We start from the raw sequence: 22,900 nt of genomic DNA, 5'->3' as shown, positions 1-22,900 counted from the left end.
TGTCTTCTCGCGGGTGCTTTATTTGAAGGGGAAGCCCCTTTTTATTTTGCGAATCGTTCTTGTTGGCGTATCGAAGATTCCTCTCATTAGGCCGGTTTTCCTTCGTGACGTAAGTTTTACTTCACCTAGTTTATTTTTTTGAAATAGGCAAATTGCCGCTGTTTATGCAACCTAGCCCATCAACACAATAGTTCTTTTTAAGCAAAAGAGTTTGCCTGTTGCCTTGCGCTCTAAATTTTCAATATGGAGGCTAAAAGATGTCTGTTCGCAAATTGGGTTGTAATATGTCTAAAAGCATGAGTGAGGGACATCTTCATTCAATCGCTTTTCCATTTATATTTGTTATGTTGTACGGCACGGGTTTTGTTGGTGCAAGATACGGTTTGCCTTATGCGGAACCGGTGACGTTTTTGCTCCTGCGTTTTGCAATTGCGGCTTGTGCCGTCGCGGGATTAGGACTGTTGTTTAAGGCAAGTTGGCCTAAAAAATGGGGAGATGTCTTCCATATTTCTCTTGCTGGCATGTTGACAGTGGGCACTTTTTCCATTGGTGTTTTTGTGGCAATTGACATGGGATTGTCTCCGGCCTTATCCGCATTAATCATTGCCTTACAGCCCGTACTTGTTGCCGTTGTCGCCCGTCGTATGTTGGGTGAAAGTTTAAATATGTTTCAGTGCTCAGGACTGGCCCTTGGTTTGGTCGGAATTGTGTTTGTGGTTAGCCAGAAATTGGATTTCACCTCTGTTCATATGACCGGTCTTGGCATGGCGGTGATTGGCTTATTAGGGCTAAGTTTCGGCAACCTGTATCAAAAACGTTTTTGTGCAGATATGAATGTTTTTTCAGGGGGGGCCATTCAGTCGCTTGCCTCGTGTTTGATGTGTCTGCCCTTTGCTTTTGCCTTTGAGACAATGCAGGTGGAATGGTCCGTGCAATTCATGGGGGCATTGGGCTACATGTCTATCGGTGTATCTATTGGTGCGCTGAGTTTACTCTATGTGATGATCCGTCGTGGCGAAGTCAGCCGGGTGGCCAGTATCTTTTACTTTGTTCCGGTTTCTGCAGCTCTTGTTTCCAGTTTTCTATTTGAAGAAAAGATTGAACTGCCTGTTGCAATTGGTATTGCGATTACGGCGCTGGGGGTGATGCTTGTCAATCGTCAGCCGAAAGAATAGGGAGAAGACCGTAAACCGTAAGCTCATGAATAAAATATTTTTTGTCGGCGTGGGTCATTCATCCATTCTTGGGCGGTATCTTTCAGCCAATGGTAAAATAACTTAACCTGAGGGCGCATGGGGCGTTGTGCGGTATAAACGATGTAATAGGCGGTTTTTTCAATTTCCCATTTATTAATGGGAATGATCAAATCACCGGTTTCTAGCCAATCGGCAATAAGGCTGACGCGCCCCAAAATCAATCCTTTGCCAAGGCGGGCGGCTTCACAGGCGATATGGCTGTCGGAAAAGTGCATATGTTCTTTAAATTGAGGATCTCGAACACCTTGTTCTTCCAGCCATTTTTGCATGTTATGCTTTATCCCTTTGAGGCTGCCTCCATCATCAATAATCGGCAGGCGTGTGAGGTCATGCAAGGTGATTTCGTGAATGTCTTTTCCTAATATATCTTGTATTAATTTAGGGTGACAGGCCGGTGCGACCGCTTCGGGCAGGAGCTTATCAACTTCTAGGCCGAGATAGTCACCCATCCCATATCGAATGGCAAAATCGATATCATCTTTTTTAAAAGAACAAAGAGATGTCGAGGAAATCAGGTCTATTTCAATATCGGGATGTTGTTCTGTGAAATCGGCCAGTTTAGGCAACAGCCATAAAGACGAAAAAGAAGGCAGGACGGAAACACGAATAAGACCGGAGGAAATATCTGTTCCAACAATATGGGATGTCGCGGTTGCGATTGCATTGATGGCGTGGGAGACTTCTTGAAAATATTCACGTCCACGGTCTGTTAAAATCAAGTCGCGTGTTTTACGATTAAATAAGGATAGTCCGAGCCAGTTTTCCAAATTTCGAATTTGCTGACTGATGGCTGAACTGGAAATGCCCATTTCTTTGGATGCTGCCGCAATGGTGCCAGATCGTGCGACAATCACGAAAGCACGCAGGGCATTGAGTGGGGGCAGATTTTTCATTGAGGACCAGTATGACTATATTTGATATATGCAGGATAATCTGAGCTTCGTTTCAGAACATTTATTGCTGAAAAACTATTCTTCATTGAGACGAAAAGAACTTTGAATATGTTCTTTGATCTGTTGAAGATCATCAAGCAACAAGGGATGGCGGGATTTCCAGAATGTTTCGATGATTCCAAAATGTTCCAGAATAAATTTCTTAAGACGGTTGGTTTCTTCTAAAATATCAATGCGGCTACGCTTGGCGGTATTGTGGGTAATGGTATCGCCAAAATATTGTGCTTCTTTCAGACTGACTTGGGAAAACAGGCTGTAATCTTCAAATCGACTAAAGCGAGGATGAATGCCGTAATCTTGTGAACGCTCATGCATAGGGGTCCGGGGCAAAAGAATAAGGGGACTGACTGTGCGGGGGATAGCGCCAAGTGTCATCGTTTCTTTAATAAAATGGCAGGTATCTTCTTCTGCCTGTGGGGCATCAGGTAAGCCGGATAACCACCATGTATAGGGGGCAATGTCGGCTTCAACAGCATCACTAAGATTTTCAAGAATGGCACCCATATCACTGGGGCGTTTGATAATTTCCAGAACATGACGAGAACCGGTTTCCATCCCAAAATCAATACTGGCGTGTGTTGCCATGCGTTTGATAGATTGAAAGCCTGTTTTTGAAAAACTATTTGGGTGGGCAAAAATATTGATATGGTCCAAATATATATTTTGCCGTTCCATTTCGTCTGCGATTTGGGTCACCAGCTTATCGCCGCCGATGAAGAGATTGTCCTGAATTGAAATCTGTCGAATGCCCTGATCCATAACATGTTTCATATGGGCGACAATCCATTCGGGGGAATGAAAAAGCAGCTCTTTTCTTCCTTGTAAGTTCCCCATGACATGTTCGAGACAGAAGGCACATTTGAGGGGGCAGCTACCCCGACCGGTGCTGAGTGTTGCGACACGCAGTTTTTTGTTTCTGGCATGCAAAAAACTGTAATCGTAAAAAGGAAGGTTATCTATATCTTGAACCACATCAGGGGCGATGATGCGGGCATGGGATTGATTATGGCTACATAAAAATAATCCGGGCATTTGTAAGGGCATTTGCCCTTCGTTTTCTAGATGTTGACAAAGGTTCAAGAGCGTTCTTTCCGCCTCGCCATTAAGGATAGCGTCTGCACACCCTTGCGCAGCTTTTGCCAGTTGTCGAGTAAAGAGCGTGGCGTGCTGACCACCGATAACAATTTTGGTATCCGGGCAGTTTTGTCGGATTATGCGAGCTAACTCTATGGCTCCTTTACTGAAATGAATCCAGTTCAGGGCGATGGCAACCAACAAGGGACGGGTTTGGGTGATTTCGCCAATCAAATCATTCAGGTTATGGTTTTTGTGGGCCAGCAAATTTGGAATATGTAAGCCTTTTGCGTCAAATCCGTTTTGATTGAGATAAGCGCCCAAGGCAAGAATACCCAAAGGCAACGCTTGATCATCAAGGCAAGGGGTAATTTGTGAGACATTAACCGGAGGTTGAATAATGTAAACGCGGGATCTGCGGGCCATTTTGTGAACTTTGTTGCTAAATATCTCTGGAGCTTGATTTCTTGCGTTTTTAGAAGGAAATAAAAAAGAGTGTTTGACCACAACATAGTATGGGAGGTTGAAAATCTACAATATGCTGTGTGTGATTGTTGAAATGAGATGCGAAATGATTGTAAAATATACAACTTTAAGAAATTAACATCAATGAAATTATTGGAAAAATCAGTGGTTAGCCGACAAATGACAGAGATCGAGAGGGTAGGTTGGTAGGATGAAAAGTAGGTTTTTATAAGTTTTATTTCGCATGCGCGTAATAACTGTGAGATGGATAACAGAAGTTTAAGTGTGAATGTGTCAGCTTGTGCGCAATCTATAAAAATCTTGATTTGGAAACTTTTACCCTTTCAGGTACGGTTTTTTCCAATATTAAAATTAAGGGCATTTTGCCACGAAAAGGATTTGTGATTTGTTTATTCGATCATTTACAAAAATTGCAAGTGTTGCAGCTCTGGCTTTGGTGGTTGCCTCTTGCGGTGAAGAACAAAAAGGAAGCGCTGGTGCGGGTGGGCAGCGTCCGGGGGTGGCGGTCAATACAATGGTGTTGAATGCGACAAAAGTTCGTTTGTCTGAAGAAATGCCGGGTCGAACAGTTGCCTTTCGCAAAACAGATGTTCGCCCACAGGTGGACGGGATTATTGAAGCCCGAAAATTTGAAGAAGGCGCGTATGTCGAGCAGGACCAAGCCCTGTACGTCATTGATCAGGCTGTTTATGTCGCTGCCCTTGATGCAGCAAAGGCAGAGCTTGATCGTCAAAAAGCGACATTAAGCCAAGCGGTTAAAACGCGAGTTCGTTATGAAAAATTGATTAAAACCAAAGCATTGAGCGAACAAAAATATGATGATGCGGTAGCTGTTGAGGCCCAAGCGCGCGCTGCTGTTGCTGCGGCCAAGGCCAAAGTTGATCAAGCCCAGATCAATATGGAAGATACAACGCTAAAAGCCCCGATTTCCGGTCAGATCGGCGCATCTGCTTTTAATGAAGGTTCCCTTGTTATTGCGAGTCAAGGCAGTGCCTTGGCAACCATTACACAGCTGGACCCGATTTATGTTGATGTTATTCAAGCCGGTGGCCGCTTGATGAAAATTAAACATGCGGTTCAGTCAGGCCGTTTGCAAGGCGTTGATGCGGGCAAAGTTGAAGTGACATTAACTGTTGATGCAACGGGCGTGGAATATCCACATAAGGGAACGCTTAAGTTTTCTGACGTGAGTGTGAACGAGACAACGGGGACGGTTCGTCTACGTGCGGTCTTCCCAAACCCAAAACGTGATTTGCTGCCGGGTATGTTTGTACGCGGGACGGTGTATCAAGGCGAATTGGACGGTGTATTCGTTGTCCCGCAAAAAGCGGTAATGCGACGCCCGGATGGGTCTGCCTTTGTTTATGCCGTTGAAGAAGGCAAAGCGGCGGTTAAGCCGATTACAATTGAACAATCCCAAGGTAATGACTGGTTGGTGACGGCTGGTCTCACGGATGGTGTTGAAATCGTCGTTGAAGGTTTACAGCGTATTGCGCCGGGGGCAGCGGTCGTTGCGCAGCCGGTAAATGCGGCAAATGACGCACAACCCGATAAATAGGAACAGCGAATATGGCAAAGTTTTTTATTGACCGTCCCGTATTCGCATGGGTTGTTGCCCTTGTGATTATGCTGGCGGGTGGTTTGTCGATCTTTCAGTTACCGATCGAACAATACCCGACGATTGCGCCGCCTTCGGTAAAGATTAATACGTCTTATCCCGGTGCCTCTGCCCGAACGGTGGAAAATGCCGTCACGCAGGTGATCGAAGAACAAATGAACGGTCTGGATTATCTGCGTTACATTTCTTCTACAAGTGACGCCAACGGTTCGGTTGAAATCACCCTGACGTTTGAAGCCGAAGCCGACCCCGATATTGCACAGGTTCAGGTTCAAAACAAACTGCAAGGCGCGATGTCCCTGTTGCCTGCTGAAGTGCAGCAACAAGGGGTGACGGTGTCGAAATCTGGCGGGTCTTTCCTGATGGTTGTCGGGATTGTATCGGCTGATAACAGTCTTGATCGTGCAGATTTATCCGATTTTGTTGTGACATCACTGCGTGATCCGATTGCACGGGTAAACGGTGTTGGCAGCGTGCGGGTTTTTGGGGCCAAGCATGCGATGCGGGTCTGGTTGGATCCTAACAAGTTGATCAGTTATAACCTGACTGTATCCGATGTGACTTCGGCTATTGCAGCTCAGAACACCGAAGTTACAGCCGGTCAAATCGGGGGGATGCCTGCGGTTGCCGGTCAACAGTTGAATGCGACAATTACCGCACAAAGCAAACTGCAAACGGTTGAAGAATTCGCAAATATCTTGCTGCGGGTGAATACAGACGGTTCCCAAATTCGTCTTGGGGATGTTTCCCGACTTGAAATCGGTTCGGAAAATTATGCGGTAACTGCGCGTTATAACGGACAGCCCGCAACCGGGGTCGGTGTCACCTTGGCGACCGGGGCAAACGCCTTGGATACGGCTGATGCGGTCAAGGCACGGATGGAGGAATTGAAACCCTTCTTCCCGCAAGGCGTTGAAGTGGTTTATCCCTATGACACAACCCCGTTTGTGAAGGTTTCGATCAAGGAAGTGGTCAATACGCTGTTTGAAGCGATTGTGCTGGTTTTCCTCGTGATGTTGCTGTTCCTGCAAAACTGGCGCGCAACCCTGATCCCGACGATTGCGGTTCCGGTTGTTTTGCTGGGGACGTTTGCTGTTTTGTCTGCGTTTGGATATTCCATCAATACCTTGACCATGTTCGGTATGGTGCTGGCTATTGGCCTGTTGGTGGATGATGCCATCGTGGTGGTGGAAAACGTCGAACGGATTATGCATGAAGACGGTTTATCCCCGCGCGAAGCGACTCGCAAATCAATGGACCAGATTACAGGTGCCTTGATCGGTATCGCGCTTGTATTATCTGCCGTGTTTGTCCCAATGGCTTTCTTTGCCGGGTCAACCGGTGCGATTTATCGTCAATTCTCCATCACGATCGTTTCGGCGATGGGGTTCTCGGTTCTGGTTGCGATTATTCTGACACCGGCCCTTTGTGCCACGATGTTAAAACCGTCCAAGCATAACCCTTATGAAAGAAAAGGCTTCTTTGGTTGGTTTAACCGGGGGTTTGATAAGACAAACAAATTTTATCAAAACAGTGTTGGTTACATCACTGTTCGGAAATTCCGTTTTCTGGTGATTTACGCGGCATTGGTTGGCGCGTTGATTTTCTCTTATAACCGTTTGCCGGGATCTTTTCTGCCGGATGAGGATCAGGGGATCATGTTCTCCATGCTGCAATTACCAGCGGGTGCGTCTCAGGAACGCACGGTCGAAGTTCTCAAGAAAATCGAAAAACATTTTCTGGAGAATGAGACAGAAACGGTTAATGGTCTGTTTACTGTTGCGGGTTTCTCGTTCGCCGGGAGTGGTCAAAATACGGGGATTGCCTTTATCAACCTGAAAGACTGGTCAGAACGTAAGCGCCCGGATCAATCGGTTAAGGCTGTTATTGGGCGTGCCTATGGAATGTTCGGCCAGATCAAGGAAGCAATGGTGTTTGCATTTGCCCCCCCTGCCATTATCGAACTGGGGACGGCCAACGGCTTTAACATGCAGTTGGTTGATCGCAGCGGAATTGGTCACGAAGCCTTGATGGCGGCACGTAATCAGTTGTTGGGGATGGCTGCACAAGATCCGCGTGTTGTGGGTGTGCGCCCGAACGGGATGAACGATACACCGCAATTCGATATCAATATCGATCAGGAAAAAGCCAGTGCGCTGGGTGTCAACATTGCCGATATCAATCGTACATTGGCAACGGCCTGGGGGTCCAGTTACGTCAATGATTTCATTGAAAAGGGGCGGATTAAGAAGGTTTATATTCAAGCCGATGCCCCTTATCGGATGATGCCGGAAGATATCGCCCATTGGTATGTGCGCAACAACCAAGGGGAAATGGTTCCGATCTCGGCCTTTTCGAGTACACAATGGACTTATGGTTCACCGCGTCTGGAACGTTTTAACAGCTTGTCGTCCTTGAACATTCAAGGGCAGGCGGCACCGGGCGTTGCCTCGGGTGAAGCAATGGCTGCAATGGAGGAGATGGTTGCCAAACTTCCCGGTGGGATTGGTTTGGAATGGCAAGGTTTGTCATATGAGGAACAAGAAGCTGGCGAACAGGGACCAACCTTGTATCTGTTGTCTGCAATTGTGATTTTCCTCAGCCTTGCTGCCCTTTATGAAAGCTGGACCATTCCGGTATCTGTGATGATGGTTGTGCCGTTGGGAATTTTGGGTGCCGTTCTGGCGGTGATGTTGCGCGGCTTGCCCGGTGATGTTTACTTCCAGGTGGCGATTTTGACGACAATTGGTCTTTCGGCGAAAAACGCGATTTTGATCGTGGAATTTGCCCGTGACCTTTATGAACAGGGCATGGATGTTGTGGCTGCGACGGTAGAAGCCGCACGTCAACGCCTGCGCCCAATTGTCATGACCTCTATGGCGTTTACCCTGGGGGTTCTGCCTTTGGCCATCAGCAGTGGCGCCGGTGCCGGTGCGCGTATTGCGGTGGGGACAGGCGTTATGGGCGGGATGATTGCTGCAACTGTGCTGGCGATTTTCTTTGTTCCGTTATTCTTCGTGCTGATTATTGGCCTGTTTGGTCGTAAGAAAAAGCCAGAAGATGAAACGCAAACCTCGTAAAAAAGGCAATCATGATAAAAAGGGAGGCGATGGTGCCTCCCTTTTTTTATGATGTATGCTTAAGTTTCCTTTATAAACAGGCCGTGTGATTTGCGACCAACTGTGATTTTAATCTGATTATCTTTGTTAAAATCGTTTGTTGTCAGTTCTTTAACTTCATCTGTAACACGATGATCATTTATCCGAACACCGCCGTTTTTAATCAGGCGGCGACCTTCGCTTTTACTTTGGCAAAAACCGATTTCATGTAGAAGATCATTGATGCGTATCCCCGTCTTGAGCCGTTCGTTTGTAATGATCAATCGTGGCAACGCTTGTCCTGTTTGACCCGCTTCAAAAGTTTGTCGTGCGGTCTCTTCCATTTGTTGTGCAGCTTCTGTTCCGTGACACAGGGCGGTGACTTCATTTGCCAGTCGTTTTTTGGCTTCATTGATTTCTGCACCTTTCAGGGAAGCCATTTCGTTTATTTCCGATAAAGGGATTTCTGTAAATAAACGCAAAAATCGCAAGACATCGTCATCTTCTGTATTGCGCCAAAATTGCCAAAAGTCCCAAGGCGAAAGCCGATCTTCATTCAGCCAAACAGCCCCGGAGGCCGTCTTGCCCATTTTTGTACCGGAGGAGGTAGTTAATAGTTTTGTCGTCAGGCCAAACAGGTTTTGTCCGTTTATGCGGCGACCCAGTTCGATCCCGTTGACAATATTGCCCCATTGATCAGACCCACCCATTTGCAGGACACAGCCAAACCGTTTGGATAGCTCGACAAAATCAAAGGCCTGCAAAATCATGTAGTTAAATTCCAGAAAAGTCAGGGGTTGTTCGCGATCCAGCCGTGATTTGACGGAATCAAAACTCAACATTTTATTGACAGTGAAATGGGGACCGATGTCACGCAGAACGGACAGGTATTTCAAATCATCCAGCCAATCGGCGTTATTCACCAAAACAGCATCGCTCGGCCCATCGCCAAAGGTCAGGTATTTTGAAAATACCTTTTTGATTCCGGCGATATTGGCAGAAATTTGGGCATCGTCCAAAATGGGACGTGTGGTATCGCGAAAGCTGGGGTCGCCAATACGTGTGGTTCCACCCCCGATTAAGACGATGGGTTTATGCCCGCATTTTTGTAACCAACGTAATGTCATGATAGACATAAGATGACCGACATGCAGACTGTCAGCCGTTGCATCAAACCCAATGTAAGCGGGTGTCACTTGTTTTGATAGCGTTTCAGCAAGTGTGTCCGTATCACTGCATTGATGGATAAACCCACGGTCTTGCAAAACGCGCAGAAAGTTCGGTGTGTGTTGATTAAGTGTCGATAGGGTCGTCATGGAAACATTCTCCGATTAAACGGCCGATGTTCGGAAAGAATGTTTGAAAAGAGGACATGCTACCGAACGACGGCAGCATGTTGATCAATTTTTAGGAATCGAACGAAAACACCGCCATATGTGGCAGCGCATAATATGTAGCACTATGGAATATACGTTCGATCATGGGGATGTCCTACGCCTCTTTTAGATAAAGGTCCAGAAGATTTTATCCGGTTTTCTTTTCTAATCGCCAGATACTTTCCTGTGCCTTGTGTTTGCCATGAACGCCCCCGTCAACATCTATACGATCCAGCAGCTCAAGGGTGTAGAAAGCATCGTAATGATGATGAACTTCTTCGGGATGAATGGAAAACGGCGGGCCTTGTACAAGGTCTTGATCATATTCGTAGGTAATCAGTAATTGTGGGGCGCATTGGGTTAATGCCATCAGGTGTTTGGTGTATTGATGACGCATGTTTTCGGGAAGGGCAACCAGTGCGGCACGGTCATAAACCGCATTAATCGGGGCGATTTGTTTGGCTTTCAGATGAAAGATATCACCGACAAAAATATCAATGGTCGATGCACTGTAATGGATCAGGTCACCTTGGACTGTACGTGTTGGTGTGATTTCCAATTCTTTGAATAACTGGATGATGGCGCTTTCGATCAATTCTGCCCCGACGACACGGTAGCCATGCCCCAACAACCATGCAATATCGCGGGTCTTGCCGCATAAAGGCAGAAAGACGCTTTGGTTGGAGGAAAGGTGAAGGGTGTGAAAGTAACTGGTCAGCAGTTCATTTGGCCGGCCTTCATGGAAGCCAAGTTTGTTGTTGTCCCATTTATCTTGCCAAAAATGATGTTCCATCTGTTTTTCCTGGTGTTGTTTATCTCTGTAAGTTGCTGTAGGCTACAAGCTTAAGTTAACTTGAGGTCAAGGTAAAAAATGACATCCCCTTTGATTTTAGATATCGGTGAAGTATCCCGTCAATCGGGCTTGGCGGTTTCCACTTTGCGATTTTATGAAGAAAAAGGTTTGATCCAATCGTGTGGTCGCCGGGGGATGCGCCGTCTGTTTGAAGCCAATGTTCTATTACGTTTAGCCTTAATTTCACTGGGGAAAAACGCTGGTTTTTCATTGGATGAAATGGATGAAATTTTTACTTTCCAAGACGGTGTAAAGATTGACCGTAATCGCCTCGTAAATAAGGCAGATGAACTGGATGTGAAAATTCGCCAGCTGAAAGCCGTGAGTGAAGGCCTACGTCATGCCGCAGATTGTTCCGCCCCCAGCCATTTGGAATGTCCCACGTTTCAACGTTTGTTGGATGGGGCATTGCAGAAAAACAAAGTCAAACGTAAGGCTAAGGGCGTTTAAGGGATCCAAATATCAAAGGCTGTTGAGTTTCAGCCGATAGGGCAAGCCGCATTTCGCAGATGAAATATTATGCAGGTGAATGATTTTGTTTGAGTCACAAAAAAGACTTGAACAGGATTGGAAATTCTATAAATTGATAATGATTATTAATTGCATATAAGTAATTTTGGAAACGAGGTATAAGATGCAATCGGTTCAGGCTTATTCTGTCAGGCAATTTCAACAATGGATCAACAATAATGCGGGATCGTTATTACGTGCCGTGATCTATACAATTGGCCACTTCTTTATTGCTGCAACCTGTGTGTGGTATTTCACCGGAGCCAGCTTTTCAGCAGCAATCACCGATGCAATCGTGGAGCCTTTGATCAATGGCTTGTGGTATTTTGTTCTGGATCGATTTTGGGCCAGTCGTTTTTCGTGATTGAGGGATCATCATCTTTTCCCTAAGCTTGTGCTTTAGGCGAAATAAGCGGGAACTTTGTCATGAATATTTTGATTATTGATGGTGCAGAAATTCATGGCCATGCAAAAGGGGAATATAACCGCACCTTATGTGAGACAGCGCAGACCGTTTTACAAGATTATGGGCATTGCGTAGTGGTGAGCCGTATTCGTGATGGATATGATGTGGCGCTAGAGGTTGAAAAAATTACGGCCTGTGATGTGATGATTTTTCAGTTTCCCGTCTATTGGTTTCATATGCCCGGTGGCTTAAAACAATATATTGATCAAGTTTATATGGCAGGACGGGGAACCCTGTGGCTGAATGACGGGCGTGCACAAGGCGGGCCTTATGGATCTGGTGGGTTGATGCAGGATAAGAAATATATGTTGTCACTCACCTGGAATGCCCCTTTGGATGCATTTGGCGACCCTGAAAAGTTGTTTGAAGGACGTGATGTGGATGATGCCTTTTTTATGTTTCATAAAATGCAGCAGTTTATGGGGGCGACTGCGTTACCTACCTTTTCCTGCCACAACGTCATTGCCAGCCCTGAAATTGAAACCGATTGTGCGCGTTTACAAGATCATTTTGCCCAGTGTTTTTAAAGGGGTTAGCCTTTTGGATCACGACTTGGAACCCAAGTTGTTGCGAACCCTTCGACAACGATTTGGCCATCGACTTCGCAAGTTGTGTCAAGTTCGACAAAGTTCTTTTCCGGGATCAACTTGCGGACAACCACACGGGCATTGACGGCATCCCCGATAAAAACGGGTTTTCTAAACTTAATCTCTTGATTGACATAAAGCGCACCGGGACCGGGCAGACGGCAGCCAACAAGGGTGGAAATCAAACTCGCAGATATAAAACCATGTGCAATTCGGGTCTTAAAACGGGTATGTTTGGCAAAATCTTCATTCAGGTGAATGGGGCAGGTGTCGCCTGACACACCCGCAAACATATTAATGTCGGCTTCGGTAACTGTTTTGCCGAAACTGGCGGACATACCAACCTTGATATCTTCAAAACAATAACCGAATTGTTCCTGAATATGGAGAGGGATGTCGTTCATGGCAGCCTCGCGTTTGTTTGATTTCTAAATGATTATGATAAGCAAGACATGAGGCAAAGGGCAGCGAACAATTGTGAAAAATTGTATGGGTACAAAAAAACGACCCTTCCTGAGATCAGGAAAGGGCCGTTTTTTTACATAGATTATGTAAGCAGATCAGTTGGAATTATTCCGCCGGAACTGTTTGCATTTTCAGGCCGACAACGTCCTGCATCATGCGGATAACCTGTGCGCTGTAACCGGACTCGTTATCGTACCAGACGTACAGTACGAGACGGTTGCCATCGACGATGGTTGCCAAGGAGTCAACCACACCAGCGTGTGTCGAACCTACCATGTCTGTAGAGACCAATTCAGAAGAGGTGGTGTAATCGATTTGATCCTGCATTTCGGAATTCAGCGAAATATTGCGCAGGTAGTCGTTCATTTCTTCCTTGTTGGTTTCTTTGCCAAGGTTCAGGTTCATAATCGCCATAGAAACGTTCGGTGTCGGTACACGAACGGCATTCCCTGTCAATTTACCTTTCATTTCCGGCAAACATTTACCAACCGCACTGGCAGCGCCTGTGCTGGTTAGAACCATGTTCAACGGTGCAGAACGACCACGACGATCACCTTTGTGATAGTTGTCGATCAGGTTCTGGTCGTTGGTATAGGAGTGAATGGTTTCCACGTGACCGTTTTCGATGCCATATTCGTCGTTGATGGCTTTCAAAACAGGTGTGATGGCATTTGTTGTACAGGATGCGGCACTCAAGATGGTATCGGTAGCTTCGATATCACCGTGGTTTACACCGTAAACGATGTTTTTGATGTTGCCTTTACCCGGCGCTGTCAAAAGGACTTTGGAAGCCCCTGGGCATTTCAGGTGTTGGCCAAGACCTTCTTCGTCGCGCCACATGCCGGTGTTGTCCACGATTAGTGCGTTTTTGATGCCGTAATCGGTGTAATCAATTTCCGCCGGAGAATTGGCGTAAATAACTTTGATGTAAACGCCGTTTGCAATGATGGCGCTTTCTTCTTCGTCCACTTTGATAGAACCGTTGAACGCACCGTGTACGGAGTCGCGACGCAGCAAACTCGCGCGTTTTTTCAAATCACCTTCTTTGCCGCCACGAACAACGATGGCACGCAGGCGCATTTTGTTGCCGTCACCAACACGTTCGATCAACATGCGAGCGAGCAGGCGCCCGATCCGGCCAAAACCGTAAAGAACGATATCTTGCGGCTCGTCCAAAATGGTCCCTTTACCTGTGTTGATGCAACCCAGTTGATCTTTCAGGAAGTTTTCAGCGTCGCCGCCCTTTTTCATGAAATCATAGCACAAACGACCGAGGTCAACGCGTGCCGGTGCCAAATCCATGTTAGACATGGCTTGAACCAGTTCCAGACTTTTGGGAATATCAAGCTCTTCACCAACCATTTGCAAGGCATAACGGTGAGCTTTGATGATATCGATGGCGGAGTTGTTCAGAAGACGGCGACCGAAGATTCTGATTGTCACGCCATTGTCGCGATAGAGTTGGCCAACCAGCGGAATCATTTGTTCAGCAGAGCTTTGCTGTTCTTTCCACTTCGCGAAGTGCGAGGCACTCGAATTCGTCATGCTCAATTTCCCTTTGTCATATAAAGTACATGTAAATTACATGCAGAAATAACCATACGGAAAAACTGCCGAACAGACGCTGTCATTGTTGCCAGTGCCGATCCTGCGCTTCCAGATGGCTCCAAATTCTGTGGGGTAGATAGCAAAACTGACACAAAAAAGAAACCCTAAACTGCATGGGGAGAGCGGTGGCATGTTGGAATATTGCAATAAGGGAAATTTGTAACGCTTGTTTGAAGATAAAGGGCATGATTCAAGACGTAAAAAGACCGTTTCATCATTTTCTGGAGAGTAAATGACAAAGCCGTGGCTTGTTTAAAGCCGTAGGTTTGAGAATCGAAACGCAAAAAGAAACATAAATGTTTGTCTTTGCGCGCGAACCCTGTCTTTTAATCCTAAAAACCGTAGAAAACCGGAATGAACAGGCTGAAGACAATCCAGATAATAAAGACCAGCGGGGTTCCTGCGACAATAAAATCTTTGAAACTGTAACGCCCCGGTGCCATGACCAGTAAATTGGTTTGATAGCCAATAGGGGTTGCAAAGGCACAGTTTGCGGCAAAGACGACCGCCACGGCAAAGGCGCGGGGATCGACACCTAACTCGTTTGCCATGGAAACAGCAATCGGGGTGAACAGAACGGCACAGGTTTGTGTCGATAGCACGTTGGTCAAGATAGCGATGAGCAAGAACAAGACCGATAAAACGGTACGGGGACCAGCCCCATCCAACATATCGACAACGCCATGGGCCAAAGAACTGGCGGCCCCCGTTGCTTGCATGGCCGCACCCAAGGCAAGAGCAGCCCCCACCATTGTGACAATTTTTGAATCAACTGCGCGGACAGCTTGGCGCACATTGAGTGCACCAATTGCCACCATTGCCGTTGCCCCGATAAGGGCACAGGTCACGGTGGGGAGGATCCCCGTACCGGCCAGCACGACAACACCGAGGAAGATACTTAAGGCACGTCTGGCATGATGAACAGCCGGGAGTTCTTCTTTGGACCATTCCAGCAAAATTACATCGCGGTTTGAGCGCAAGTTGTGAATGTCTCGTGGATGGCCTTGAACCAGTAAGACATCACCCGATTGCAGGCGAATGTCATCCATGCGTGCCCGAATCATACGTGAACGACGCTGAATGCCGATGACTTTGCAGGCGGAGCGTTGGGCAAACGTCGTGTTTTGTAAGGTCTGTCCTGAGAGTTGCGAGGTTGGCGGCAGCATGACTTCGACCAGCATGCGGTCACGGTTGCGAATAACATCGTCATCCCCATCATCAACCGTTTCATCGCCTTCCATCGAGGCAAAGGATTTTTCGATCAATTCGGGGTGGTGAGGTTCCAAAAGTCCATTGTTTTGGGTGAGAACTTCGGTAATGATTTTACGCGTAGCCGCAACGACGAGAATATCACCGGGCTGAATTTTATGATCTTCAAAGGGCGGTAGAATAGTTAAGCCCTGATGTTGGATCATACGCACCGTCATGTCGGGCAGTTCTTTGAAAAAACCACCCATGGAGCGTTTGCCAACCAGTTTGGCACCCGGCGCGACGGTCAATTGTGCAATGAAATGTTTGCCGCTATGTTTGTTTTCATTTTCTTCACCGCTGCGATCAGGCAGCAGGCGTGGCATAACAAAGACGACATAAATCAACCCTGTTCCGGCCAGAACCAGACCGGGAATGGTAAAATCGAAAAATTTGAACGGGACTTCGCCCAGTTGGATGAGGGCGGAATTTACCAGCAAGTTTGTGCCTGAGCCGATCAAAGTGATCATGCCGCCAAGAACAGCGGCGGCGCTTAAAGGCATCATGACCTTGGATGCGGATTTGTTAATGCGTGCCGCCAAGGCCTGCATAATGGGAATGAAGATGACAACAACGGGGATATTGTTCAGCATGGACGAGATCAACATACCAACCGTCAGGGTCAATAAGATGGTCAGCCACGTGTTTTTGCCGCCGAGTTGCAGCAAGAATTGGGCACCGCGTTCCAGCACGCCCGTGCGGACCATACCTTGCCCGACAACCAGAAGGGCAAGCACGGTAATCAGGCCGGTATTTGCAAACCCCAGCAAGAGAGTGTTGGGGGATAAAAGGTTGTTGCCTTGGTCATCCAAGACCGGGAATACATGGAAAATAACCATGATGACGCCTAATGTCACCAGAGAGGTTAGTTCTACGGGGATGTCTTCAACCGCATAGGCGATCAGGGCAGCGATAATAATGATGTAGGTTAACCACATCTGGAAGTTCGGCCCGAAGATGTCCATGACGAGTTGCTGCATAGTGCCCCTTATTTTTTTATTCTTAGAGAATATCAGATATCGCCTATGGCGCGGCTCTATACAAGTATTTTTCGTTATTTTCCTAAAGTTAATCCCATCGGAACGATGTCTTCATGTTTGGTATGTTGAGCATTTTCATCAATCTGAAAGCCGTGTTTTTGATAAAATGACAAGGCCGGGCCAAGTCGCTTAAGGGTTTCAAGTTCGATTTTCTGAATATGGTTTTCCCGCAGAAAATTCAAAGTATGCATTAATAATTGATCGGCAATTTTTTGCTGACGGTATAAAGGCAAAACATACAGGCGTTTCATTTCATAGACGGCATCGGTTTTGGGACGATACGCAATACAGCCGCAAATATGCCCGTCTTTTTTGGCGAGAAAGATAAAGGTTTTGTCCGCGCCATATGTCATGCGTTCTTTTTCATACGCCGGAAAACAAACATTTTCATTCAACTCAACACGATATTGTTCTACCAGCTCAAAAAACTGGTCGAGATCCTTATCTTTTTGCACACGCGTAAAAGTCAGAGACATCTTTTCAAACCTTATAAAATGTTGATGCGACCTTCCAGATAGAGAACAGCTTTGCCGAATAAATCGACACGATCCCCACGTAAACTGCATAGAACATCCCCTCCGCGTTCGGAAACCTGACGGGCGGAAAGTTCTGTTTTACCAAGTTTTTCTGCCCAATAAGGGGCGGAGACACAATGGGCAGACCCTGTGACCGGATCTTCGGGGATACCGTGTTCAGGGACAAAAATGCGCGAGACAAAGTCATATTTTTCAGATGGGGCTGTTAAGATAAAGTTGCCGGGCGCGATTTTCATAAGAACATTAAAATCTGGTTTTGCCTTGATGACGTCTTCTTCGCTGTCGGTCAGGACAAGCGAAAAAATACTTTCTTCACAGGTTAAAACACCATTCACTTTTGCATCAATGATTTTGTCCAACCCGTCTGGGGTTAGGACGGGATGCGCTTTACGTGTGGGGAAATCCATGATGAAACCGTCTTCTTTGCGTCGAACGATTAAATCGCCACTCATACTTTCAAATGTAACAGTGTCACCATTGTATCCCAGCTTGTTGTAAAGGAGAAAGGCGCTAGCCAAGGTCGCATGCCCACACAGGGGGATTTCGACAGTTGGGGTGAACCAACGCAGGTGAAAGCCTTTTTGCGTGGGAACGAAAAAGGCGGTTTCTGCCAGATTGTTTTCAGCAGCAATTTTTTGCATAAGGTCGTCCGGCAACCATTTTTCCAAGGGAACAATGGCTGCCGGATTTCCACCGAACAATTCATCGCTAAACGCGTCAACTTGGTAAATTGGGAGATTCACGGGATAGGTCTCCTGTTAGAATTATTCGGCGAAATGAATATTGATACGACGGTTTAATTTGCCCTTTTTTTCGATCTTTCCGATCCTAATTGGGCCAATCTCACCTGTGGATTTTACATGCGTCCCCCCACAGGGTTGGTAATCCACTTCCGCAATGCGAATGGTGCGGACCTGCCCTTGGCCCATTGGCGGTTTGACCGACATGGTACGGATCAAGTCCGGGTTTTCTTCCAGTTCTTTATCTGAAATCGCGGAAATTTCGACAGGTTTATTGGCGGTAATTTCGGTATTGATGGCATCGGCAAGATCCTCTTTATCCGGGACTTCCGGCAAATCAAAATCCAGTCTGCTTTTTTCCAATCCGATAGAGCCACCGGTGACCGCACCGTCAACTTTTGAACACATAATGTGCAGGGCGGTATGCATCCGCATCAAGGTGTAACGACGGTCCCAGTCAATGTGGGCTTCAACCGTTTCTCCAACGTTTGGTAAGGGGGTGCCTTCTTCAACCAGATGCAGATGTGCCCCTGTGTCGCGGTCTTTGACCGTATTGGCAATCGTGATGGTACGCCCGTCGCTGAGGGTAAATGTCCCACTGTCACCGGGTTGCCCGCCGCCTGTGGGATAAAAGACGGTTTGATCCAATATAATAGCATTGTCCTGAATAGCGCTGACAGTTGCGGTGCATTCTTTTAGATAGGAATCATCGCGGAACAATTCTTTGGTCATTATTTTCTTCCCCTTCTTTGTTATAAGACGATCGACAGCACCATAATCAGCGCCAGTGACACATAAAGTATGCGGGTTCTCAGCGGATTATCAATGAGAAAACCGCGCATATAACTGCCTGCGAAAATCCAGGTTCCACAGACCATATTGGCGATTGTGAAAATGGCGGCGCCGGTCACGTTGTCTAATCCGAATGATGTTGCCCCGGCAAAGGCCATCATCAATCCCTTGGGGTTAATCCATTGAAAAGCAGCGGCTTGAAAAAACCCCCAAGGACGTTCGTCTGCTTTTTCGTCATGAAAATCAGTTGAGGCTGTCGCGATTTTAATGGCGATATAAATAAGCAGCGCCATTGCGACATATTCCAAGACTTCAATGGTTCCTTTGGGCAGTAGGGGTAAAATGCTGCCGACACACAGAAACATAAACCCAAAGCCCAGATTGATACCAAGAAGATGGGGGAGGGTCCGGCGTATGCCGAAACGCAAGCCTGAGGCCATCAACATGGAATTATTTGGTCCGGGCGTGATGGATGTAATGAGGGCAAAAAGGGCGAAATTCAACATGGTGTTTTACTTCTTTTTAGAAAATCCAGTTTTAAGGTATTCAGCGCCAATCCGGTTAAAATAAGCATTGCGGCAAGAATGGTCAGAGTGGAAATCTCTTCGCCCAGCAAGAGGGCAGCGGAACTCATGCCGAAAATCGGCACAAGCAGGGAAAAGGGGGCTACATATGCGGCTTGATAGGTCCGCAATAAGAAAGCCCAGATACCGAAGCCAGCCAGTGTGGCGATAAAGGCGAGATAAAACACACTGAAAGCTCCCATTGCATTGATGTTACGTAAGGCGTGCCCCATCACATCGCCGCCTTCCAGCCAATAAGAAATCGCAAAAAGGAATGGGGCACTGAGCGCGCTTACCCAGATCATAAGATGAAGTGGGTTTTTACTCGCGGCCTGTTTCATGGCAAGGTTGGCAAGTGCCCAACAAACCGCAGCTGTAATCACAAAGAGCAACCCGCCAATGGCGCCATATTCTTGCATGTATTCACTGATGATGAGCCCCAGACCGCCAAATGCAAACCCCATACCGAGGAGTTGGCGTAAACCCGGTTTTTCATCCAGTAAGAAGAAGGCGAAAATAACCGTGAAGAAGGCTTGGGTTTGTAACACCAACGAGGATAAACCTGCACCGGCCCCCAAATTCATACCGATAAACAACAAGTTAAACTTGAAAATAGCGAGACTGAGCGCAATGGCGACAATCCATTTGAGGGGCGCGGGCGGCGTTCTCCAGATAAAGACGATGGGGAGGCCCGCCAATGCAAACCGCAATGCGGAAAGCAAAATGGGCGGGAAACTGTCCAGTCCGACTTTAATGATGACGAAATTGATCCCCCATGCCGCCATGACGCATATTGCTAAAAATATATGTAATGGTTTCATGGTTAGGCTTTCCAAAAGGGTTTGTTGGCTTCGGCCAGAATTTGTGCGCGGGTTAAGCCAATGTCCTTCAATGTCGTATCGGTTATGTTTTTTAATTTTTGGCGATGATGCCAGCGTTCGTGCCAACTCATCACGGTTGTCACAAGCTGGAGAATGTCCGCACGTACCATGCGCAGACCTGCCTTTGCCCAATTGCCCCAGCTTGGCAGCGGGGCAGTTTTTGTTTCGAATGTATCGATACAATCCTGTCTCATTGGTTTAAACTCCGCTTGTATTTTAAAAATAATAGATGACATTTAAAGTAAAATCGATACAATGTGCTGTCAAATATTACATTGTCACCGTGACAATTTTTTTAGGAATTCTAAAATGACCCAATGGAAACCGCAAATTGATCACCGGAAAGGTCCGCGTTACCTTGCGATTGCCGATGCAATCGGGGAGGCCATTCGTGAAGGAAACTTGAAAACAGAAGAGCGTTTGCCTACTCATCGGGATTTGGCATATGAGCTTGGTGTCACGGTGGGGACGGTCAGTCGCGCCTATGCCGAAGCGGTACGTCGGGATTATGTGGTCGGTGAAGTTGGGCGTGGGACTTATGTGAAACCGAGTATTGATGAACCGGATATGCCGTTTCATATCCCGGATAATTTGGACCCCAATCTGATTGATTTTAGCATGAACATCCATACCGAAGGCGAAGGGGTTGAGATTCTGCGCCGTGCATTGATGGTTTTGGCGCAAGCCCCCGGATTAGGGGCGTTGATGCGTTATCAGGCGGAACAGGGGATGGAACATCACCGGGTTTCAATGGCGAAATGGGCGCAAATGCATGGGGCACCTTATGACCCAGATCGCATTGTTGTTTCCTGTGGGGTGCAACATGCCATGACCTTGGCTTTAATGTCGTTGGTCAAAGCGGGTGATACTTTGTTGTGTGAGGAATATTCCTACCCCGGTATCAAGACGCTTTCCACCCAGTTGGGGGTGAAAATGCAGGGATTGCCTATGGATGAATATGGCTTGATCCCGGAACGCCTTGAAGAAGCTGTGATAAACACTGGCGCGCGCGTTCTTTATTGTATGCCCAACTATCAAAACCCAACCAGTGCAACCATGAACCTGCAACGCCGTCGTGATATTGCCGCAATTGCACAACGCCACGGTTTATGGATTGTGGAAGATGATATCTACGGATTTTTGCATGAAGAACCGGGCAAGTTTCCACCGTTTGCCAGTTTGTTGCCTGAACAAACGTTCTATCTGAACGGGGCATCCAAAAGTGTCAGCCCGGGCTTGCGGGTTGGTTATGTTCTGGCACCCAAGAAAAAAGTGCCAACGGTTGCGGCCTGTGTGCGACTGAGTAATTGGATGGTACCGCCTTTGAATGTGGAATTGATGTCGCGCTGGATCGAAGATGGCACGGCAGAATATTTTATGGATTGGCATCGTAAGGAAGCCGCCGTCCGTCAGGAAATAATGCTGGAACATATTACGCGGGGCACTTTGCATCGTGCACCCAATACCTATCATACGTGGCTGGAACTGCCAAAACCGTGGACGGCAGAAATGTTCTGTCTACGTGCGCGCGAACGTGATGTATCCATCATGCCTGCCCATGTTTTTTATATCGGCAAAGGCACCCCGTTGAATGCGGTTCGCATTTGTTTTGGTGCGCCGCCAACCCGTGAAATGGTGGAAGATGGCATGTCGAGCCTTGCCCAATTATTAAGCGAGGAAATTCACGCTTTTCATAATGTTATGTAAATAACAGGTATAAAAGAGGTAGCAAAACGGCTGTTACTAAGGCGTTTAACCCCATGCCAAGACCTGCAAAGGCCCCGGTGGTTTCGTGGACGCTGAGTTTACGGGCTGTCCCGATCCCGTGCGAAGCGATACCGATCGCTAGTCCGCGTGCCTTTTTATTTTTAACGCCAACCAAATTCAGGATCATTCCGCCAAAGACAGCGCCGATAATCCCGCAAAGAATAACCAGAACAGCGGTCAGTGACGGGGTGCCACCGATAATTTCGGACAAACCCATTGCAACGGGCGCGGTTACGGATTTTGGGGCGAGAGACAAGAGTGTCTCGCGTGATCCACCCAATAAAGCAGCAATGCCAACACCGCTGAAAATCGCAAAAAGACATCCAAGAAAAATGGTTATGATAATCGGCAGAAGCGCAGATTTGACATGATGGATGTTTTTGTAAAGCGGAATTGCAAGCGCGACTGTGGCAGGACCAAGCAAGAAATGGATATATTTGGCCCCGTTAAAATAGGCCTGATAATCGGTTTTTGTGATCAACAAAACGGCTGAGACCAAGATGATGGAAATCAAGACGGGGTTGGCAAGCGGGGATTGTTTGCATTTTTTATTGATCCAGTCCGCCAGAACGAAACAAGCCAGCGTTAGGCAAATACCCAGCAAAGGGCTTTGCGCCAAATGATCCCAGAGTGTGTAAAATTTATCCATTGCGCCGATCCATAAAATTCATAATCAGGCCGCAAAAGGCGATTGTCAGTAAGGTGGCAATAATCAAGGATGCGGTGATCGGCAACCATTCACGGGCAATAAGGTTGAAATGCAACGTCACACCCACCCCAGCGGGGACGAACAGTAAGGCAAGGTATTTTAAAAGACCACTTGCCGCGTGATCCAGCCCTTGTGGTAATCCTTTGTTGATTAACAAGCCGATTAAAAGAAGGGCCATACCGATGACAGGGCCGGGAATGGGCAGGTCGGCGAGGTAGACAATGGCTTCGCCCACCAATTGCAGTAAGCAGAGGAGAAAAAAGAACGGGAGCAT

The 22,900-nt window shown here is 47.1% G+C and carries 22 protein-coding genes; 7 read left to right on the top strand and 15 right to left on the bottom strand.

Going from position 1 to position 22,900, the window contains the following annotated elements:
• Positions 1-257: 257 nt before the first annotated feature.
• Positions 258-1,175 (top strand): DMT family transporter, encoded by a 918-nt coding sequence (locus ACI0FF_RS14750; protein ID WP_419797548.1) that lies wholly within the window; start codon positions 258-260, stop codon positions 1,173-1,175.
• Positions 1,176-1,198: 23 nt separating this feature from the next.
• Here ACI0FF_RS14750 and ACI0FF_RS14745 read toward each other — a convergent pair whose 3' ends face one another.
• Positions 1,199-2,149, bottom strand: coding sequence for a LysR substrate-binding domain-containing protein (locus tag ACI0FF_RS14745; protein ID WP_419797547.1), 951 nt, complete (start codon positions 2,147-2,149; stop codon positions 1,199-1,201).
• A gap of 75 nt (positions 2,150-2,224) precedes the next feature.
• Positions 2,225-3,709 (bottom strand): B12-binding domain-containing radical SAM protein, encoded by a 1,485-nt coding sequence (locus tag ACI0FF_RS14740; RefSeq protein WP_419797546.1) that lies wholly within the window; start codon positions 3,707-3,709, stop codon positions 2,225-2,227.
• A 445-nt stretch (positions 3,710-4,154) separates the two neighbouring features.
• On the opposite strand from ACI0FF_RS14740, the gene ACI0FF_RS14735 reads away from it, so the two are divergent.
• Positions 4,155-5,327 (top strand): efflux RND transporter periplasmic adaptor subunit, encoded by a 1,173-nt coding sequence (locus ACI0FF_RS14735; RefSeq protein ID WP_419797545.1) that lies wholly within the window; start codon positions 4,155-4,157, stop codon positions 5,325-5,327.
• Between the two features lie 11 nt (positions 5,328-5,338).
• Positions 5,339-8,467, top strand: coding sequence for an efflux RND transporter permease subunit (locus tag ACI0FF_RS14730; RefSeq protein WP_419797544.1), 3,129 nt, complete (start codon positions 5,339-5,341; stop codon positions 8,465-8,467).
• Positions 8,468-8,526: 59 nt separating this feature from the next.
• Here ACI0FF_RS14730 and tyrS read toward each other — a convergent pair whose 3' ends face one another.
• Both tyrS and tmpT read right to left on the bottom strand, forming a co-directional pair.
• Positions 8,527-9,801: a tyrosine--tRNA ligase gene (tyrS, locus tag ACI0FF_RS14725; RefSeq protein ID WP_419797543.1), complete on the bottom strand. Its 1,275-nt coding sequence runs from the start codon at positions 9,799-9,801 to the stop codon at positions 8,527-8,529.
• Positions 9,802-10,009: 208 nt separating this feature from the next.
• A complete protein-coding gene (gene tmpT, locus ACI0FF_RS14720) occupies positions 10,010-10,654 on the bottom strand; it encodes a thiopurine S-methyltransferase (RefSeq protein ID WP_419797542.1) in 645 nt (214 codons plus the stop codon).
• Between the two features lie 78 nt (positions 10,655-10,732).
• On the opposite strand from tmpT, the gene ACI0FF_RS14715 reads away from it, so the two are divergent.
• The 3 genes from ACI0FF_RS14715 (at position 10,733) to ACI0FF_RS14705 (ending at position 12,217) form a co-directional block, all read left to right on the top strand.
• Complete coding sequence (locus ACI0FF_RS14715; protein ID WP_419797541.1) at positions 10,733-11,164, top strand: helix-turn-helix domain-containing protein; 432 nt, start codon at positions 10,733-10,735, stop codon at positions 11,162-11,164.
• Between the two features lie 184 nt (positions 11,165-11,348).
• On the top strand, positions 11,349-11,588 hold the full coding sequence (locus tag ACI0FF_RS14710) for a DUF2061 domain-containing protein (protein ID WP_419797540.1): 240 nt from the start codon (positions 11,349-11,351) through the stop codon (positions 11,586-11,588).
• A 62-nt stretch (positions 11,589-11,650) separates the two neighbouring features.
• A complete protein-coding gene (locus tag ACI0FF_RS14705; RefSeq protein ID WP_419797539.1) occupies positions 11,651-12,217 on the top strand; it encodes an NAD(P)H-dependent oxidoreductase in 567 nt (188 codons plus the stop codon).
• Positions 12,218-12,222: 5 nt separating this feature from the next.
• Here ACI0FF_RS14705 and ACI0FF_RS14700 read toward each other — a convergent pair whose 3' ends face one another.
• The 9 genes from ACI0FF_RS14700 to ACI0FF_RS14660 form a co-directional block, all read right to left on the bottom strand.
• A complete protein-coding gene (locus tag ACI0FF_RS14700) occupies positions 12,223-12,681 on the bottom strand; it encodes a MaoC family dehydratase (RefSeq protein ID WP_419797538.1) in 459 nt (152 codons plus the stop codon).
• Positions 12,682-12,847: 166 nt separating this feature from the next.
• Positions 12,848-14,287, bottom strand: coding sequence for a glyceraldehyde-3-phosphate dehydrogenase (locus tag ACI0FF_RS14695; RefSeq protein WP_419797537.1), 1,440 nt, complete (start codon positions 14,285-14,287; stop codon positions 12,848-12,850).
• A gap of 395 nt (positions 14,288-14,682) precedes the next feature.
• Positions 14,683-16,578: an SLC13 family permease gene (locus ACI0FF_RS14690; protein WP_419797536.1), complete on the bottom strand. Its 1,896-nt coding sequence runs from the start codon at positions 16,576-16,578 to the stop codon at positions 14,683-14,685.
• Between the two features lie 74 nt (positions 16,579-16,652).
• Positions 16,653-17,114, bottom strand: a complete 462-nt coding sequence (locus tag ACI0FF_RS14685) for a GNAT family N-acetyltransferase (protein ID WP_419797535.1) — start codon at positions 17,112-17,114, stop codon at positions 16,653-16,655.
• Positions 17,115-17,125: 11 nt separating this feature from the next.
• Entirely contained in the window at positions 17,126-17,917 is a 792-nt protein-coding gene (locus ACI0FF_RS14680) for a PhzF family phenazine biosynthesis protein (protein WP_419797534.1), read from the bottom strand.
• Between the two features lie 21 nt (positions 17,918-17,938).
• Positions 17,939-18,646 (bottom strand): alanyl-tRNA editing protein, encoded by a 708-nt coding sequence (locus tag ACI0FF_RS14675; RefSeq protein WP_419797533.1) that lies wholly within the window; start codon positions 18,644-18,646, stop codon positions 17,939-17,941.
• A 20-nt stretch (positions 18,647-18,666) separates the two neighbouring features.
• Positions 18,667-19,212, bottom strand: a complete 546-nt coding sequence (locus tag ACI0FF_RS14670; protein ID WP_419797532.1) for a LysE family translocator — start codon at positions 19,210-19,212, stop codon at positions 18,667-18,669.
• Complete coding sequence (locus ACI0FF_RS14665; protein ID WP_419797531.1) at positions 19,206-20,090, bottom strand: EamA family transporter; 885 nt, start codon at positions 20,088-20,090, stop codon at positions 19,206-19,208. The genes ACI0FF_RS14670 and ACI0FF_RS14665 overlap by 7 nt, the downstream gene beginning before the upstream one ends.
• Before the next feature lie 2 nt (positions 20,091-20,092).
• Entirely contained in the window at positions 20,093-20,344 is a 252-nt protein-coding gene (locus ACI0FF_RS14660; protein WP_419797530.1) for a DUF1127 domain-containing protein, read from the bottom strand.
• Positions 20,345-20,459: 115 nt separating this feature from the next.
• Here ACI0FF_RS14660 and ACI0FF_RS14655 point away from each other — a divergent pair, with 115 nt between their 5' ends.
• Positions 20,460-21,857, top strand: a complete 1,398-nt coding sequence (locus ACI0FF_RS14655; RefSeq protein ID WP_419797529.1) for a PLP-dependent aminotransferase family protein — start codon at positions 20,460-20,462, stop codon at positions 21,855-21,857.
• On the opposite strand, the gene ACI0FF_RS14650 is transcribed toward ACI0FF_RS14655, so the two are convergent.
• Positions 21,850-22,566, bottom strand: a complete 717-nt coding sequence (locus tag ACI0FF_RS14650) for an LrgB family protein (protein ID WP_419797528.1) — start codon at positions 22,564-22,566, stop codon at positions 21,850-21,852. The genes ACI0FF_RS14655 and ACI0FF_RS14650 overlap by 8 nt on opposite strands.
• The gene (locus ACI0FF_RS14645) at positions 22,559-22,900 is read right to left on the bottom strand and encodes a CidA/LrgA family protein (RefSeq protein ID WP_419797527.1); all 342 of its coding nucleotides are present in this window, start codon (positions 22,898-22,900) and stop codon (positions 22,559-22,561) included. The genes ACI0FF_RS14650 and ACI0FF_RS14645 overlap by 8 nt, the downstream gene beginning before the upstream one ends.

It is taken from the genome of Terasakiella sp. 4MB5A (assembly GCF_050058155.1).
In the GTDB taxonomy this organism is placed as follows: Bacteria; Pseudomonadota; Alphaproteobacteria; order Rhodospirillales; family Terasakiellaceae; genus Terasakiella; species Terasakiella halodenitrificans.
This window is presented reverse-complemented; position numbering and strand designations above follow the sequence as displayed.